The organism is Hymenobacter monticola (assembly GCF_022811645.1).
GTDB lineage: Bacteria > Bacteroidota > Bacteroidia > Cytophagales > Hymenobacteraceae > Hymenobacter > Hymenobacter monticola.
Genome location: NZ_CP094535.1, coordinates 158,809 through 176,475, shown reverse-complemented (window position 1 = coordinate 176,475; position 17,667 = coordinate 158,809). Strand labels below are relative to the sequence as shown.

Annotated in this window: 12 protein-coding genes and 1 pseudogene; 4 read left to right on the top strand and 9 right to left on the bottom strand. The window is 61.5% G+C overall.

Features of this window, described 5'->3' with window-relative positions; translation table 11 throughout:
- Positions 1–600: 600 nt before the first annotated feature.
- From MTP16_RS24085 to MTP16_RS25955, 6 genes and pseudogenes are all read right to left on the bottom strand, one after another.
- Positions 601–1,809 (bottom strand): putative sensor domain DACNV-containing protein, encoded by a 1,209-nt coding sequence (locus tag MTP16_RS24085; RefSeq protein ID WP_243520307.1) that lies wholly within the window; start codon positions 1,807–1,809, stop codon positions 601–603.
- 68 nt (positions 1,810–1,877) lie between these two features.
- The gene (locus MTP16_RS24080) at positions 1,878–4,127 is read right to left on the bottom strand and encodes a patatin-like phospholipase family protein (protein ID WP_243520305.1); all 2,250 of its coding nucleotides are present in this window, start codon (positions 4,125–4,127) and stop codon (positions 1,878–1,880) included.
- 282 nt (positions 4,128–4,409) lie between these two features.
- A complete protein-coding gene (locus tag MTP16_RS24075; RefSeq protein ID WP_243520303.1) occupies positions 4,410–5,012 on the bottom strand; it encodes a glutathione peroxidase in 603 nt (200 codons plus the stop codon).
- Between the two features lie 138 nt (positions 5,013–5,150).
- Complete coding sequence (locus tag MTP16_RS24070; protein WP_243520301.1) at positions 5,151–6,608, bottom strand: hypothetical protein; 1,458 nt, start codon at positions 6,606–6,608, stop codon at positions 5,151–5,153.
- A gap of 490 nt (positions 6,609–7,098) precedes the next feature.
- Positions 7,099–7,911: an OmpA family protein gene (locus MTP16_RS24065; protein ID WP_243520298.1), complete on the bottom strand. Its 813-nt coding sequence runs from the start codon at positions 7,909–7,911 to the stop codon at positions 7,099–7,101.
- Positions 7,912–7,968 (bottom strand): annotated as a pseudogene (locus MTP16_RS25955) (hypothetical protein); the annotation flags it as partial.
- A gap of 243 nt (positions 7,969–8,211) precedes the next feature.
- Between MTP16_RS25955 and MTP16_RS24055 the strand changes: the two are divergent.
- Both MTP16_RS24055 and MTP16_RS24050 read left to right on the top strand, forming a co-directional pair.
- Positions 8,212–8,625, top strand: coding sequence for a DUF2147 domain-containing protein (locus MTP16_RS24055; protein WP_243520297.1), 414 nt, complete (start codon positions 8,212–8,214; stop codon positions 8,623–8,625).
- Between the two features lie 89 nt (positions 8,626–8,714).
- The gene (locus MTP16_RS24050) at positions 8,715–9,332 is read left to right on the top strand and encodes a TetR/AcrR family transcriptional regulator (protein ID WP_243520295.1); all 618 of its coding nucleotides are present in this window, start codon (positions 8,715–8,717) and stop codon (positions 9,330–9,332) included.
- Positions 9,333–9,597: 265 nt separating this feature from the next.
- Here MTP16_RS24050 and MTP16_RS24045 read toward each other — a convergent pair whose 3' ends face one another.
- Entirely contained in the window at positions 9,598–12,687 is a 3,090-nt protein-coding gene (locus MTP16_RS24045; RefSeq protein WP_243520293.1) for a Tn3 family transposase, read from the bottom strand.
- Positions 12,688–12,825: 138 nt separating this feature from the next.
- Between MTP16_RS24045 and MTP16_RS24040 the strand changes: the two genes are divergently transcribed.
- Together MTP16_RS24040 and MTP16_RS24035 are read left to right on the top strand one after the other, a co-directional pair.
- Positions 12,826–13,464, top strand: a complete 639-nt coding sequence (locus tag MTP16_RS24040) for a recombinase family protein (RefSeq protein ID WP_243520291.1) — start codon at positions 12,826–12,828, stop codon at positions 13,462–13,464.
- Between the two features lies 1 nt (position 13,465).
- The gene (locus MTP16_RS24035; RefSeq protein ID WP_243520289.1) at positions 13,466–13,633 is read left to right on the top strand and encodes a hypothetical protein; all 168 of its coding nucleotides are present in this window, start codon (positions 13,466–13,468) and stop codon (positions 13,631–13,633) included.
- Positions 13,634–13,944: 311 nt separating this feature from the next.
- Here the strand turns inward: MTP16_RS24035 and MTP16_RS24030 are convergent, their stop codons facing one another.
- A complete protein-coding gene (locus MTP16_RS24030; protein ID WP_243520287.1) occupies positions 13,945–15,237 on the bottom strand; it encodes an HlyD family efflux transporter periplasmic adaptor subunit in 1,293 nt (430 codons plus the stop codon).
- 33 nt (positions 15,238–15,270) lie between these two features.
- Positions 15,271–17,628, bottom strand: a complete 2,358-nt coding sequence (locus MTP16_RS24025) for a peptidase domain-containing ABC transporter (protein ID WP_243520285.1) — start codon at positions 17,626–17,628, stop codon at positions 15,271–15,273.
- Positions 17,629–17,667: the final 39 nt, after the last annotated feature.

The window sequence follows — 17,667 nt, the reverse complement described above, 5'->3', positions numbered from 1 at the left end:
ACGACTGCGAGTTAGGACCGTTGCTATACCATCATACAAGTGGTTATATCAACAGGCGTGGTCATGTTGAAAGTGCGGTTTAAGTGTCGAATTTGGTAATGCAAATAATTGCTTTCGGTAGTTGAGGCGAGTATAACCGCTCTGTGACACGTGGCTCAGAAACCATAGCTCACAAATTGCGAGGCTGAAATCTTTCAGAGCCCACTTTTTGAGCCGCCAATAAGGGGCTTGTTAGCTGGATTGTAGGGTAGGAGAGAGGCGCTCAACAAGGCGCACCTTTCATAACTTAAAACGGTCCAGTAAAATGGACCCGAATTTCGCTGCCTAAAACGGAAAAGCTTAACATTGATAGGTTTCCTAGTATCATATGCGCCTTCTTTTCTAATCAACTTGAACTATCCTGCCGTAAATAGAGACTCCGTTTTTGCCAGATTATACTAAGTGACAAACGAGAGGAAATTAAGCTACGGGATTGAATCGACATAGTGGGCTAATTGATATATGTGCGCAATACCCGGTATCGCCCAATTATTTGATTCACAGAAATCTCTAATGCCTTCCGCGGGTACCAAACCGCGCCCCTCGCAAAGCACCGGAGATTTAAAGCGCCAATTGGTCCCAGAAAACGACTTTGCCCGCCAACTGGCGCACAAACTTGATGGCCCCGTCCTGAGACACCACCACCACCAGGCACCGGGCGTCGGCGGCGCATAGCCGGTAGGCGGCGCGGTGGCGGGTGCCGCCGCTGTCGATGGGCACTGCTTGCAGGGAATGAGCTTCCACGTCGAGGGCGCGGAAGACGTGGTCCGCCGTTACCAGGGGGGCGTGAATCTCTACGCCGAAGCCCATCACGTCGAAATGCTGGCTGATGACCAGGGCGCCGTCGACGGCCATCAGGTCGGCCAGCAGCTCGGTGAACCAATCCATCTGGTGGCTTAAAGTGCGCAGCTTCGCATCAGCGGATTGCTGGTAGAAGCGCCAGCTCACGGTATTCAGCTCGGTCAGGCGTTTGATGATGGCTTCCAAAAAGGAAACAAAATGATGCGTGTCCGGCTCCACGCGGTACTTGGGGCGCAGCAAGCCTTGGGGGCCTAGCAGGTCGGGGATTCCGTCATTGGGCACGAGCACCAGCATGCCGCCGTGGCCATCGTTGCGCACCCGGCCGATGCTGCGGCGCAGCAGCTGCATCCCGACGCCGAGCATCACCTCAACGGCTTCGGCGGGGACTTCGATTTGCTCGTCCTCGCCCGCGTTGAAATGCCCCTGGGCCCAGGCGGCCGGAAACTGCAGAAAGCCGTGGCCCTCGATGCGGCCTTGCAGCAGCGTGAGCACCCGGTTGCGGCCGCAGTAAAAAGTTAGGGCTCCCGGGGCCCGCACGTGCAGCAGCAAGGCGCTGGGCTGCAGGTGGTCGGTATCGAGGGCATTGGCCAGCACGTAGTCACCACTGGCACCCAGGAAAACGACTCCCCAAATCTGAAGGGTATCATCCGCGGCGTGGTAGACGGCCAGCGCGCTGTTGCCGCGCTGCACCGTGGGACTCAGGCGCCGCAGTTCCTGTTCGTTGCACGGGCGCGGCTGGGCAAACACCAGGTGGTGCTGCTGCGCGACCGGAAAAGTGGCTACTTCTTCGGGCGAGGCATAGAGCAGGTAGCAACTCACCGGGCGCCCCTCTTCCTGCAGCAGGCTGGCTTGGTAGGCCACCATCACCAGCTGCGTGAGCAGCGGCGGGGCCGGCAGCGGCAAGCCCTGCGCGGGCCAGCGGGCCGATAGTGCCGCCGCAATTTCGGGCGGATAATAGTACTGAGTCATGGCGCAAGTATACACGGCTCCATCCTTAGCGGCACGTCATGGAGCAGGTGGGAAACACTTTTTGGTCCCTACCGGTACCCGAACGGCAAGCCAATGTTGAAGTAGGTGAGAAAGCTTTTTGACAAGTCCGAATACATAATGCTGGCATCGATGGGGCCGACAATTGTCTTCAGGCCCAGGGTGAGCGAGCCGCCGTAGTTAGCCTTGGCAGCTTGCAGGCGCACGTTGCCCGTGATGAAATCGTGGTAGAGCACGTTGGCCTTGGCCGTGGCAAACAGGCTCGGGGTGAGGGCAAACTGGTAGCCCACCAGCGCCGTGGCGGCGCTGCCCGTCAGCAGGGCGGCTTCGGGCACGCCCGCAAAAGTGACCTGGTTGCGCACCACGCTGTTGAGGCCCCCCACCACAAAATCATTGAAAACGGCTTGCTTGTAGTTGAAATTGAGGCCGGCCTGGGCTTGCAGCAGCAGCGTAGCGGTTTTGGTCAGGGGCAGGTACTGCGCAAACGAGAAGCGCGTGTGCGTGTAAGGGGTGAATTGGAAGTGTATCCCCAGCACCACGGTGCTGTCGCTCACGCCGGCCCCGCTGGGCCGCTGGGCGTACACGTAGCCTGCCTCGGCGTACACGCGCCGGCCCCGCGTGGGGTACACCATCGTATTGAGCGTGTTGGCCTCGTAGTAGGCGTAGGTGTTCACCTGCCTGATGCGGCCATCGGGCTGGAGGCGGGAGGTAATTTCGGGGTGGTAAACCAGGTACTCGTAGCTGGTGCCCACGCCGAGGGCGCGGCTAAGCCCGAGACTGCGGGTTACCCGCGCATCGGCGTTGACGAAGCCTTGCGTGTAGAGGCCGGCTTTGGTAAAATCCGGGGCGTAGGTCGTGATGCTCACCTGCTCGCCCTGCACAAACAAGCGCCCGCTCCACTTCAGGTCGTGCGATAGCAGTTGCGTGTGCACCAACCGGGCACGCGGGTTTTCCCCGAGGTTAAATTTCAACTGTGAAGTAGAGCCCGGTAGCAGCAAGTCCTTCGAGGAAATGCTGGCAATCAGGCCGATGCCCGTGGCCGTGTTGTAGTGCAGGCCCAGCCCCACGAGCGTGAGGGGCGCGGGGTCTACCTCGAAGACAATGGTGGCGGCATCGGCCGTGCCGGCCGTGGGCTGCAGTACGTAGGTGATGCGGCGGAAGTAGCGGGTGCTGAAAGCCTGCCGGATGGCCGCCGACAGCTGCGGGGCCGTGTAATAGCGGTGGTCCTGGAAACGCATCAGTTGCAGCAGGCGCGGCACGTAGCGCGGCTCCACGCCCTTCATCTCCACCCCGGTCAGGTACACCGAGTCGGCACGCGGGGCGCGGGCCAGGGGCGCTACCGGCCCATACTTGGCATCGAGCGAGTCCTGCAGGGCGCGCAGGCGCGGGTAGAGGGCGCGGCCCCTTGCCAAGCCTCTGGCGATGATGGCGGGCCCCGACGAGAAGCTACCCACCCCGAAGCCGTCGAGCGGGTAGTCGACGTAGAGGTTGCAGCGGGCCTTTTGCTGCTTGAAATCGTCGTTGTCCTTGAAAAATGCGATTTGCAGCAGAATGTCCAGCGCGTTGCGCAGGCTGGCCTGCGTGTTGGCCTCGCCCGATACGCTGCTGCCAATGACGTAGGTGGCGCCCATTGCCTGCGCCTCCGACACCGGAAAATTGCGCACCACGCCCCCGTCCACCAGGCGGCGCCCCTGGTACTCGACCGGCGAAAAAACCGACGGAATGGCCATGCTGGCGCGCACGGCGGAGGCTATTTCGCCCTGCCGCAGCACCACCGGCTGGCCGGCCACCACGTCGGTGGCCACGCAGCGAAACTTGCGTTCGAAGTCGTCGAAGTTCTTGGTGCGGTAAAACGGGAAGTACAGCTCGATCAGCTTCAGCCACAGCTCCTGCGATTCCAGCAGCCCGCCCGGCAGCTGCAAGCCCTTCCTGGTCAGCGGCAATTCGGCGATGTAGCGGCCCGACTCGTCGCGCTCGGCCAGCGGGAGCGCCGCGAGCGGGGTCGCGTTGCTGAGCATCGCGTTCCAGTCGATGGCCTGCGCGATGCGCTCAATCTCGGCCCCGGTGTAGCCCTCGGCGTAGAGCGCGCCCACCACGGCCCCCATGCTGGTGCCCGACACGTAATCGACCCGCACCTGGGCCGAGTCCAGCGCCTTGAGCAGCCCGATGTGGGCCAGCCCCCGCGCCCCGCCGCCGCCCAGCGTAAGCCCTATTCGGGGCCGGGCGGCGGGCGTCTGGGCCTGCATCAGCATGGGGCAGGTAACCAGCAACAGGGCAATGAATAAGTAGGGAAGCCGCATAAAGTGCTGACTACAGGAATGGTACGGACAGTGGTTTGACACCTGGTAGTTTTTCTGACATGGATGTGAACCGTGGGCAGGGGTATAAATACCACCGGGACATCACATTTCCTTGGTAAAGAAAAAGCCTGGCCCTGGGCCAGGCTTTTTCTTTCGGGCAGTTGCCTCCAGAACAGCCACTGGCGCCTGCATAAGCATTCGCCAATGCATGCTTTCGCCTCCACCGCTCGCCAGCGTTTAAGAAGTAGGAGTTACGCACTGCTAGTCAATAGCCGGGCGATTTCAGTAGCGACGTTGCGTAGTGATGCCAGCAGTTATGTCTTCGCTCAGCGGCGACACGGCCGGGCCGAAGTAGTGGGTTAGCTGCCCGTCCTCGCTGATGAGGTATTTTGAGAAATTCCAATCCGGGGCTTGCTCGTTCCAGCCGTTCTGGCGGGCATTGGTGAGCCATTGATACACGGGGTTTTGCGCGGCCTGCTTCACGACCACGCTCTTCTTCATGAGCGGAAACGAAACGCCGAAATTGACCTGGCAGAACTGGCTGATGGTGTGGTCGTCGTCCTTTTCCTGCTCGGCAAAGTCGTTGGCCGGAAAGCCCAGCACCAGCAGCTGGTCGGGGAAACGCTCGGCTAGCTGCTGAAGCTCCGCATACTGGTTGGTGTAGCCGCAGTTGGAAGCGGTGTTCACCAGCAGCACTTTCTTGCCTTTTAGTTGGGCAAACGGCAGTTCCTGGCCATTGCTGAGCTGGCTGGCCAGCTCATAGAAAGACACCGGCGCGGGTGCCTGCCCCGTTTTTTTCAATACTTTGCCCTTGCTGCCCGATTTCGACAGGCGCATGATGAGTGGGTAGAGCAGCTGGAGGATTTTTTGTTTAAAAGAAGCCATACTAAACAATGGTGAGTCAAGGGGCTAACGAAGCCTGGCTGGCGGCAGTTGGGCTGGGAGCAGGAGAGCAACGGCGGTCGGCTAGGTGACCGGGGCCAGTGCAACAGGGGCGAGGCCGCGCCCAAGTTGTCCCCTTACCTAGTTGAAAGGCACCTGCAGAAGCGAGAACTGCTTCTTCTTTTTGTTGAACTCCGTTACCAGCACTTGGTGGCCCGAGGTGCCGACGATGTCCTGGACGCAGTGGTCGGCCTGTGCCCGAAGCGGTACGGCGGCCTGGCCGTTGGCCCGCACTGCCAGCAGACCCTGCTTGGTGCGCAGCAGGGTTACGTTGCCCGGCGCCGTGGCCCGGTAGCGGAACCGGCCGCGTTCGGCGGCTTCCCGCGCCAGGCGCCGGGCCGCGAGGTAGCGGCCCTTGTAGAAGGACCCGCCCTTAGGCAGGGCGACCAGCTGACGCTGCTGGAGCTGGCCTGCCGAGTTGAAATCGAGCAGCAGCAAGTCGCGCGGGCGCAGGGTCACTTCCTGCTGCGCGGCGTACGTGAAGGTGGCGGCCCAGCTTACCGCGTAAAATGCCACCATCCCGCCAAAAGAAGTCCGGGTATAGGTTTCGCCGATTACCCGCAGGCCCCCGTTGGGCGAGTTGGCTACCTGGCGCCATATCACCTTATGCCGGGCCGGCAGCTGGTCGACGGCTACCTGGTGGTCCGTCAGCACGCGGCCGTCGGGCTGGAGCCGCAGCAGGAACAGCTCGCCCATCCGCGAGTTTTTGGGCCGGGTGCCGGCGAAAGCATGCCCCACGATGGAAAGGCTATGGTTCGGGCCGATGGTGCAGGTGGAAACTTCCCGCAGGCCGGAGCCGGTGGTTAGCGGCGTGCGGCTCAGCTGGCGGCCCGTTGCCAGGTCCAGGCAGACGGCCACCGGGTTGTTGCGGCGGCTGTTGGCGTGCTCGGTCAGCAGCAGCCAGAGGTGCGTCGAGTCGGCGGCATAGGCGTTGAGGCGGGCGGCCCCCCTTGGCGCGACGAACGACTGCTCCCAGCACGGTTGCAGGCTGGGCCGCAGGCTCTGCACGGTGAACTGGCGCCGGGTGCTCCCGGCGCTTTTCACCAGCAGGTCGGCCGTGGGCAGGTTCAGCGGGGTGGCCCGGTTGCGGCCAGTGATGTGCTGCCGACTGGCCAGCACGCCCGTTGGCCGCCCACCGGCATCAAAGGCCAGTAAAAAGGTACTGTCAGCCCAGGTGTTGTGCTGCCGAAACTGAAACGCGGCCGAGTACTGGCCCTTGATTGGGTTGGTTTCGATTAAGGTGCATTTACCGCGCAGCTGGGCGGAGTGCTGGCCCAGCAGGTGCAGGGTGGAATCATACACCTGCACCAGGAGTGGGGTGCAGCGGGGGTGCCCACCGGGCTGGCCCACGGTCAGCAGCAGGTGGCGGCCCACTCCCGGCAAGGGGGCGTAGCCAATGCGCTTGAGCGGTATGCCCGCTGGCAGGCTGATGGATGCCGGGCTTTGGGCCGTCGCCCCGAGAGCAGTCAGCCAGAGCGCGGGCAACAGCAATACCCCCCGGATGGTACCTGGCAACGTTAACAGGGCTTGAAAAATCACAATGCAGTTGGGTAAGTAATTAGGAGTTCCGCCATCCGGCAGGGGAGGGGCTTGTCCACCACAAGACGCCGTCTGGCCGTTGGTTAAACAGCAAACACGAAATGCTTCGGCGGCCCTTGAGCGCGGAACAGTCCAGCCGGGGAGTAACCAAGTGACCCGTGCCCCGTCAAACGTCACCGCCCGGATGTGTTCGCGGAGTCGGGATTTACAAAGCAACCATGGGCCCCGCAGTCCGGCACGCAGAAAGTGAGCGAATGGGCGCAGAAGGGTTTTGAACGTGCCATTATGGGCAGCGAATCATTCCGGCTTTAAAGCGGGAAATCATCGGGCCCGCTGGGGCAAAGCGCCAGAAAGTGGCCGCCGCAGGTCCGCCTAGTGCGGCGCGTAGCCCGGCAACCACCCCGAAAGAGCGAAACGCAAAAGCCCCACCGGCGCGCCAGGGTTGGCAGGGCAGGCGGGGCTTAAAAGGCGCTGGTAATTGCGCTGGCGCTTAGCGCCGGACCGGGGCTTTTTTAGCGGCCGGCTTTTCCTTGGCCGGGGCCTTCTTGGCCGGGGTCGCTTTGGCCGGCGAGGTTTTGGCCTGCTGCAGCAGTTGGGCTACCGTGGGCGCCGGGCCGTACTTCACTTCGGCCGAGTTGGCTTCACCGGTCAGGTAGGCGTCGAAATCAACGCGGCGGTTCAGGGCCTGGCCAGCGGCCGTGGCGTTGTCGGCAATGGGCTTGCTTTCGCCGTAGCCGCGGGCCTCGATGCGGTCGGCGGGGATGCCTTTGCTGAGCATGTAAGCCCGGGCGGCGGCGCGCTCGTAGCTCAGCTTCAGGTTGTAGTTGTCGTCGCCCTTGCTGTCGGTGTGGCCGGCAATGCTGAGGCTGTAATCGGTGTACTCGTTGAGAATGGCCACCATCTGGTCGAGGCGCGGGTAGGAGGAAGGCTTCAGGGTCGACTTGTTGTAGTCGAAGTTGATGTACTTGGTGGCCTCGTTGAGGATTTTCTTCTGCTCCACCTTAATCTCGGGGCACCCTTTGTTGCTGGCGGGGCCGGGGCGGCCGGGGCAGCGGTCCTGGTAGTCGGGCACGCCGTCGCCATCGCGGTCGAGCGGGCAGCCGGTGGCATCTACTTGCACGCCGGCCGGGGTGTTGGGGCACTTGTCAAGGTAGTCGGGCACTTTGTCGCCGTCGGCATCGAGCGGGCAGCCGGTGGCGTCCACGCGCACGCCGGCCGGGGTGTTGGGGCAGCGGTCGTCGTTGTCGGCCACGCCGTCGGCGTCGGCATCGGGGCAGCCTTGCAGGGCGGTCAGGCCCTTCACGTCGGGGCACTTGTCCTGGTAGTCGGCTACGCCGTCGGCGTCGGTATCGAGGGGGCAGCCTCATCGCCGGCCCCGCCGGCCCGCGTCCCAAGCCTGGGATGGGCCCGGCCGGTTGGTACCGCCCCCACTGGCTGGCACCAGTCCCACAAGCTCAATGCCCGTTATGGCGGGTTCAATGGCGAATTCGGAACGTTCGCGCAGATTATGTCGGCGGCTGGGGGCACCGGTTAAGTCCTTTGCCAGCAGAACAGGTCCCCGGCCGGGGAGCCTGCCTGGTTTCACCCCTCACTATTTCCCGGTATGACCCTTATCGTTTGGTTTCTCAGCTTTTTTTTAGCGGCTGCCCCGGCCGCCGTTTCTGCGCCGGCCGTTGCGGTACCGCCGGCCCCCTCCTTCGTTGGTTCCTGGCTCATGGAGGACCAGGACGTGGTCATTGAAATAAGCCGGCAGGGCAATGCCTACGTGGGCCGCTACGTGGCTTTCCGCAAGTCCGCCAGCGACCCCAAGAAGAAAGCCCTGCTCAATACCTACCTGCTGAAGGACCTGAAGCCCGATGGTGATGAGCTGAGCGGCGTGGTGCTCGACCCCAAATCGGGCAAGGACTACAAAACGACCCTGAGCCTGACGGGGCCCAAAACCCTGGAGATGCGCGTGAAGGCCATGGGCATGACGGCCCACAAGGAAACCTGGACCCGCCAGGCGGGCAACAATTAGTTCCAGCACCGGTCCGCCGCAGGGCCAGCCATGCGCAGCCGATTCCCGGCTGCGCATCAGCTCGTTATTCTTTCACTATGCCCGCCACTATGAATACGCTGTCCGGATTTGCGGAGCCATCGGCCACCGATGAGCGGGCGCGCATTGTTGCCGCGGCGCAGGCGCTGTACTTACAGCAGGGCCTCACCTCGGTTTCGCTGGATGACCTGGCGGACTCCCTCTATCTACCCCCCGAAACTGTGCACCGGTGGTTCCCCGCCAAGGCACTCCTGGTGAGCGCCGTGGTGGATGCGCTGGCGGGCCTGCTATACCAGGCCTTACACCGGCACAAAGAATCCAGTCGCAATGCGGTAGAGGAGCTGTTTGCGCTCTGTGGCTGGGCGGGCAGTGCACTGCGGACGAGCTACGCCGCGTTTTTTCAGCAGCTGGAGGCCCACTTCCCCGTGGCCTGGCAGCGCTGGCAGGAGCACACCGCCTTTCCGCTCGAACACCTGCGCAACAACCTGCTCTGGGGCGTGCTGCAAGACCTCTACCAGGCCCACGCGGATGTCGAGCTTCAGGCGGAACACTGGTATCAGCGCTTGAGCACCGTGGGATTTGAAACCGAGGTGCAGCCGCTGCTTCTGTTGGCAGACCTGCTGGCGGGGGTCGTTTCGCCGGCGGGCATCGCGGTAGTGCGGCGCTTGCAAGCCACCCCGGCGCGGTAGTTACCGCCGCAATCCAGCCAACGGTTAGCATTAACGTTTCCTCGCATGCCAGTCACTCTCCGTGCCGGGCGCCACCGGCCCGCCTTGCGTCGGCCTCGTTCGCCCAGGCCCCTTGCGTCCGCCGCTTTGCCGCCCCTGCGCTGGTGGCAGGAACTGGGATGTGTCCTATTGGCCACCATTGATACCCTGTTAGAAATGGAAGGATATGCCGGCTGCTTTATTGGGTGTTGTTAAACAAATAGGGTAAAACCTCCGACTCGACCGGTTACGCGGGTTTGCTCGGCGGCTGCCAGGCGGCAATCAAGTCCATGTCAAATGGGGCTTCGGCCGGCAGGGGGTGGTCGGAGAAGTCGTACTCGCCGTGCAGGTTCAGGTGGCGGTAGGAGAGCACGGCGAAGGGCGAGAGCGTGGCCAGGGTGGCGGCCTGCTGCTCGGGCGGCAGCCGGGCCAGGTGCTGGGAGAGGTGCAGGTAATTCCAGCAGATGATGGCGTTCATCAGTAGGCGCTTGCAGGTCTCGGCCACCAGCTGCTCGGAGCGGGTGGCGGCGTGAAACTCCTGGTTGCGCCCGTGCCAGACGGCGTGGGCCAGGCGGTGGGCGCTTTCGCCCTTGTTGAGTTGCTTCTGGATGCGCTGGCGCAGTTCGACCTGGTCTACGTAGCGCAGCAGAAACTCGGTTTTAACCAGCCGGCCCAGCTCTTTCAGGGCCCGGTAAAGCGGGTGCTGGCGGGCGTAGGAGTTGAGGCGGCCGAACAGACGCGAGGCCTCGCTGTGACGCAGCTTCAGGGTGACGACCAGGCGCAGGACCTCGTCCCAGTGCCGGGCGATGCGTTCGGGGTCGAGGCGCGCGTCGGGCAGCAGCGTCTGCCCCAGCTGGCGGTGGGCGGCCACGGGCTCCCAGCTGTAGAGCTGCTGGTTGGTGAGCTGGCGGATGCGCGGCTCGTAGGCGATGCCCAGCATGCGGGTCACGGCGAAAATGACTTCCGTGTAGCCGTGCGTGTCCGTGCTGTGCACGTCGGTGGGCCGCACGGCGTGGCGCAACAGCCCTTCCAGCAGGTGCGTGGCCTCGCGGTCGGCAGCGCTGAACACGGTCGAGTCGAAGACAAGCAGCGTTTCGTCCACGTAGGAGTAGGCCGTCAGGCCGCGGCGGTTGCCGAAGTATTTGAAGGAAGCGCTGCCGCCGAGCGAGTCCACGGCCAGGTCGTATTTCTGCCCGTCGCTGCTGCTATGCAGCACATCGGGCGAGAGCCGAAAGGTCTCGCGCAGGCGCAGCTGGCGCGTAAAGTTTAGAATCAGCTCGTTGGCCTGGCGCAGGTTGTCGAGCGAGAAATGGGTGCTGGCCAGGCGCTGCAGGGCCGCTTCGTCCACCTGCGGCGCAACCTGGGCCAAGCGGCGCAGGCCCAAGTTGCAGCCGAGTCCGACCAGAGCGGCCAGCAGCTGCGATAAGGGTGGCGGCGTGCGGGCGTGCTTGCTGGGCAACGAGCCAAAAGCCGTGTCAAATTGGGTGAGCCGGGCCACGCTGGTGAGCACCTCGCGCAAGGGCACCACCCGGTGGCGGGGAAACAGGTGGGCGGGCAGGCGGGGCTGCTCGGCCGGCAACCGGGGCGTGGTGAGACGGTAGCGCCCGGCCGGGGTGCGGTGCGCGTGCGGGTTGTCGGCCCCGCTCAGGTGGGCGTTCGTGGCGGTAAACTGGGCCTGCAGCTGCGCCTGAAGCGTGGTTTGCACCGCGGCAAAGTCGCGCCAGGCACTTAGCCCGGCCTGTTCCAGCAGGGCTTCGCGCTGCTTGGCCCACTGCGCGGCCGGCAGCAGGTAGTGCTCGAAGGCCCGGTACTGGTAGCAGCAGGTGAAGTTGAGCTGGCCAGACTTGACGGCCTTGGCCATCTCCAGAAACAGCAGCGCTTTGTAGAGCGATGGGCGCAGCCGGCCCTGCGCATCGAGGACGTAGGCCCGTTGCGTGAGCGAGAGAAAGTCCAGCGGCACCTGCGCGCCCAGGTGCCCGTCGTGCTGCTGGTAGTACTGCACCGCCCGCCACAGGTCGGCGCGGGTGGTTGCTTCGTCCACGACCAGCGCTTTGACCAGGGTCCCGAGCTTAGTCTGCAGGCGCAACGAGGCGGCGGCCAGCGCCTCGTGAAACAGCGCCTCTCCGGCCTGCTGCTCGGTGGCCTGGCGCAATTGCTCCAGCTGCTGGTGGTCTTCGCTGAGTTGCGCGGCCGTGACCTGGTGGCGCTGCAGCAGCGCGTCGATGCGCTGGAGCTTTTGCTCGGCCGGCACGTCGGGCGCGTCGACCAGGGCGCGAATCTGGGTCAGGGCTTGCAGGTGCCGGTAGCCGCGGCCGGTGACCTGGCTGGTCAGCTGCTGGGTGGCGGTGCGTTGCTGGTAAAGCGTCTCCTTGACCTGCTCGCGGCACTGATTGGCGGCGCTGGTCATGGTTTGCAGCAGCGTATCGACCAGGGCATCACCCAGCTCGTAGTACTGGTGCACCACGAAGCTGAGCAGGTAGAGGTAGCGCCGCTCATCGCGGCGGTAGAGTTGCGCGGCTTGGGCCCGCAGCACGTACTCGGCGTAGTAGGTGATGGCCTGGTCGGAGAGGCGCAACCGCTGCCAGAGCGGCTGCAGCTGCTCAAAGAGCTGCCGCAGGGAGGCGAAATGGGTGACCCGTTCGCGGATTTCCCCGGCCCGCAGGCCCTGGCGGATGCGCTTGAGAAAGGTGAGCGGGTAGCGGCGGTCCGCATCCGCCTCGCGGGCGTCGGGGTCGTCGGCGGCCAGCAGCCGGTCCAGCAAGCGCTGCTCGCCGGGCTGCAGGTGCTGCTGCAAGCGGTGGAGCAGCCGTTTCTCAAACGCGAGCAGGGCCCGCGTGATGAGGTCGGCCAGCGTGTTGTAGGTGGGCAGCTCCAGCCGGTGCTCGTGCAGAAACAGCACCAGGTAGTCGAAGACAGTTGACGGCTTGAGGTGCTGGCTGCTCAGGCGCACGGCCTCCTGGTACAAACGCTCCGTGGCGGCCGCGTCGAAACGCGCAATACCCAACTGCTCGCACAAGAGCTGCTGATGGGCGTAGTACCGGGCATCGGCGTAGCGGGCGGGCGCGAACTCGGCCGGGGCCACGCCCAACTGCCGCGCCACGAAGGCCACATCGGCCGCGTGGTAGCGCGTGGCCACGTAGAAGCGCTGGCTGATCTGGAAGTAGCCCAGTTGCAACAGAAACCCGACGCGGTTAGCCGGCGCCAGCATCCGGGCCAGGTGAACATCGGCCCATGCCGGCACGGCAAATACCCGCGCCTGCTCGGTCGCCGGCACCAGCGGGGGCTGCTCGTATAGCTCACGCTCCTTGCCCATGTGAATCCGCAGGTGCGTGGCCATAAGGTGCCCAAAATGCGATGGTGTAAACGACCGTTATCCCTACCGTCGTTTGATAGGGTTAACGTGCGTGTAAAGGTATCGAAAACCGGTACCTTTACGAGGACCTTTTACCTTATCGCTAACCACCCCGTTTTGCCCATGATTTTTGGCTACGTCCGCGTCTCGACCAGCGCCCAATCGGCCGAGAGCCAAAAGAGCCTCATCGCCCGCTACCTGGTCGAGCACCGCTGGACCCTGGACGAGTGGATTGAGGTCGAGATGTCCTCGCGCCGGACCGCCGGGCAGCGCCGCCTCCCCGAGCTACTGGCCAAGGTCGCCGCCGGCGACACCGTGATTGTGTCCGAGCTCTCGCGGCTGGGTCGCTCGCTGCGCGAAGTGCTGGCGCTGATTGAGGAGCTGATTCACCACAAGCGCTGCCGGCTGATTCTGGTCAAGCAGGGCCTGGACCTGGACCCGCAGAACCACCGCGACATGACCCACAAAATCCTGCTCACCATTTTCGCCATGCTGGCCGAGCTGGAGCGGGACTTCGTGTCCGAGCGCACGAAGGAAGGGCTGCGGGTGCGGCGCGAGCAGGGCATCGTGCTGGGCAAACCCAAGGGCGTGGTGCAGCCGTCGATGTACGACGCCGACCGCGAACGCATCCTGCACCTGCACGCGCTGGGCGTGCCGCTGGCCACCATCGTGGACGTGCACCTGAAGTACGGCAAGTACCTCTCCCTGAAAAACTACCTGGCCAAACTGCAGCGCCAGCCGGGCCTGAACGCACCGGCCTAGCGTGCCGAGTCGGAGGTTTTACTCTATTTGTTTAACAACACCCTTTCTGGCCGAAGCCCCGGACCTGACCACCGTGGCCGAGTGGCTGCAATTCATCGGGGAGGACACGTCGGCCGACGAGCTGCGCGAGCGTTTTCTGCGTCAGGGCTGGCTGGTGTGCCTCCCTTAAATCTACCTTTCCCTACCATCTGCTTTCCTTTCCTGGGAACAAACTTAGTTACGCTGGCCGGCGTCACGCATGCACTGCCATTCCACCTATACGACGACGTGAAGCAGGCCCCGACCCGTTGCGAGTTGGTCGTTCATCCTGAGCAGGGGTGGGACGTCGCAACCGAGTTGGCGGAAAACGGCGCCGGCCTCGCACAGTGCCAGGTAACGCTGGCTGCCAAAATTTGCCAAGAGAACAACATCGACCCCCAGGCGCTCACGCTCTTTACCCGCCACGCTTATCCCGTGAGCTAGGTTGCACAACTTAGCTCATCACTGCCCTTCGGTTACTTTACGAAGTTGATAAAATAGCTTTTCTAACAAGCGATTATCGGCGGTGATAATATCTGCTGAGGCCGTCATACCAGTTCTATAAGCCAGCGACTTGCCATAAGTGGTTTTCAAGCCTGCTGGCAATGCCACCCGCGCTAGAAAGATGCTGTCCTTGAACGAAATGTTAGCAATGGCCGTAATCTGGCCTCGTATTGCACCATATTCCTGATAGGGAAAGCCGGCAAACTTTACCAACACATCCTGCCCGACCTGCACCTTGCCCGCATTCTGCTGCGGTACTCGCAATTCTCCGATATAAGTTGCACTCGGCGGAGCAACATAAAATAGCTCTTGGCTGGTCGCGACGACTTGGTTTTCCTGAATTATGCCGGGAAAGAATACCCGGCCACTTACGGGAGCCGATAACACGTACCTGGCTTGCCAAGAGTTGACAGCACTTTGCAAGGTATTTAACGCCTGTAAAAACTGGTCGCGTTCTTCCGCTACCTGTTTGTCTAATTCCAGTATTTCTTTCTGTTTGGCGCGCTGGGCAGTCACATTATTAACTAAGACTGAAGCGGTTTGCTGGTAAGCCAGTTGTCGCGCGATATTCTTGCTTTCCTCGCGCTTAAATTCCAGTTCAGGAATTACCTTTTGCTCGGCCAGTTGCCGTTGCGTCTCATAGTCTTCTTGCGCCAGCGTGGCATCCCGAGCCTGTAGCACTCGTTGCTGTCGTTGTTGTTGCGCTAATGTCTGTAAGTCAATCAGCTCCAGTTGCAACAGCTTTCGCTTCTTGCTGTAGAAACCATCTGCTAGATAAGCGCGCAGTTGTATATGCCGCTGCTCAAAAGTCTGATAATCGTTTTGCAACTCGCCGAGTTGATGATAAGCCGACAGATTGATTTGCCGTAACCCTTCCAAATTGCCCCGCCGACAGACCGCCCAAGCTGCTTTTAACTCCCGCGCCAAATGTATTACCTCGTCGTGGCGGGCAGTGCTCTCCAAATACGCCAGTGTGGCGCCAGGTGGCACCAGTTGGCCTTCTTGCACAAATAAACGGACAATTTTACCGTCAGTGCGGGCCAGCACCGCTTTTGGCGCGTTGGCAGTGGTGAGCTTAAAGGAAGCTCTTACTAGGTCAGGGTAATGAATAACCCAGGCGCCAGCAAATACCGAGAGCAGAATCAGAAATACTACGGTGATTCCCCAGCGCAGTAGCCACCGCGGAGGGCGAGCTAGCAGCTCTTGCACCTCTTCTGACCGCAGTTCAACAAATGTAGTGCTCTGATTCATAAGAAATAGTGCTAGCATTGAGCTAGGCTGATTTTAGGAGCCCAGTTCAAGTTGATTTTTCACCAGTTGCCAGTAAGCGCCCCGTTGGGCCACCAACTCGGCGTGCGTGCCGCCCTCAATCAACGTTCCTTTATCAAGCACCACAATCTGGTCGGCGTGACAAACCGTGCTGAGCCGGTGAGCAACGATAATGACGGTTCGGCCGCGAAAGAACTCGTCTAGGTTCTTCATGATAATAGCCTCGTTGGTGGCGTCCAGCGCATTGGTTGCCTCGTCGAAGAAAATGAATTGCGGGTCTTTGTAAACGGTCCGGGCAATGAGAATGCGCTGTCTCTGGCCCTGGCTGATGCCGGTTCCTTCAGTTCCAATTTTCGTATGCAGCCCCAACGGCAGCCCGTCCACAAACTCGCGCAGGTTGGCTACTCGCACGGCATGCTCGAGCTTTTGGGCATCGATGCGCTCAGCACCCACGGCGATGTTGCGGGCAATGGTATCGGAAAATACGAACCCTTCCTGCATTACTACCCCGCACTGTGCCCGCCACGCAGCATGGCTAATATTACGGAGCGCCGCCTCGCCCAGCCGAATTTCGCCCTGGCTGGGGTCATAAAACTTGAGCAGTAGCTTGAGCAAGGTAGTCTTGCCACTGCCGCTCATACCCACAATTGCTGTTGTCTTGCCTGCTGGAATTTGTAAATCTACCGCGCTCAGAACCGGTTCGTTGCCAGCGCCGGGGTAGCGAAACGAGAGTTGGTGCACTTCCAGACCACCAGCGGGCAGTTTCTGAATAGTAGGGTGTCCAGCTGGCTCTTCATCTGCGAGGGTATGAATCTCGTTAAGTCGCTCCAGGCTTATTTTGGCATCCTGCAAGCTTTGGGATAACCCCACTAATTGGTTTACGGGGCCATTGAGCTGGCCAATGAGCTGCTGCATGGCCAGCATGGCCCCCAGCGTCAACTGCCCATTGATAACGGCCTGCGCGGCCAGAAACGTAATCAGAATGTTTTTGCCATCATTAATCAGAAAGGCGCCTACTTGCTGGTACTGGCCTAGGCTCAGGCTCTTCATCTGCCACCGGAACAAGCGGGCCTGGAGCCGTTCCCACGCCCAGCGGCTTTGCCGCTCCGCGCCCGCCAGCTTAATTTCCTGCATCCCCTGAATAAGTTGCACCAAGGCGCTCTGACTCTGGGCCGACAGGTCGAAGCGCTTAGTGTCCAGCTTGCGGCGTTGGCGTAGAAACAGTATTATCCAACCTGCATACAGCAAGTTAGAGACAACGTACACGCCAAAAATTGGTAAGCTGTATAAAGCTATTACCACGCTCAATATCGATATGTTCGCCAGTGCGAAGGGCAGGGATACTGCCTGCCCCGTTACGAATGTCTCAATGCGGTGGTGGTCGCCGACGCGCTGCATAATATCGCCGAAACGCTTGGTATCGAAGAACGAGAGCGGCAGGCGCATCAACTTGATTAGAAAATCAGACAGGATGCTGAGGTTAACGCGGGTGCTGATGTGTAGCAAGAGCCAGCTTTGAATGAATTCCATCATCAGCCGCCCAACCATCAGCATCAATTGAGCACCCAGGACCAAGTAGATAAACGGCACGTTCTGGGTGTTAATGCCAATGTCCACGACTGATTGCGTCAGGAAGGGTACCAGCAGTTGCAGCCCGCTTCCCACGGCCAGGCCTAGTAGCAGTTGCACCAGTAACTGTTTGTATTGCCCCAAGTAGCCCAGCACGCGCCCAAAACTGTAGCTGACAGCTTGCTCGTCGTCTTGCTCGTGAAAAGCAGGAGTAGGCTCCAGAAGCAGCGCCACGCCCTCACTTTGCGTTTCCGTGCGGTTGGAGAGCCATCCCTCGCAAAACTCTTCGGCGGTGTAGGAAACTAGGCCCCGGGCAGGGTCGGCTACGTAAACGGTGCCTCGGCGTGAGCCGGTACCCGGACTTTTAACGGCCTCTGGCGCTGGCCGGGTTGAAAAAATAGCTTCGGCCCCGGCAGGGAAGTCAAAGGTGGGTACTTGAGACCGGAGAATGTCGGTGTCACTGGACCTTCTATAGCCGCCTCGGATATTGTTTAACCACTTGTTGCTCGCTCCGGTAATCGCGTACACCACCACGAAGTGATTCTGTTGCCAATGCACAATGCAGGGTAGCGGGGCTTCCTTGGCCAGCTTTTCAAACGACACTTTCGCACCCAGTGACCGAAACCCAATAGCTTCAGCAGCCTCCGCAATGCCCAGCAGCGACACCCCATCTTTGCCAATCTGGGCCCGCTCCCGCAACGACTGCGCCGTGAAGTGCCGGCCATAATGCTTGGCAACCATGCGCAAGCAAGTAGGCCCGCAGTCCATGATGTCGAGCTGCTGATAGTACGTGAATTTGCTCATGGCATGCTGGTTAACTTGTGCAATCCCTTAGGCTCGACT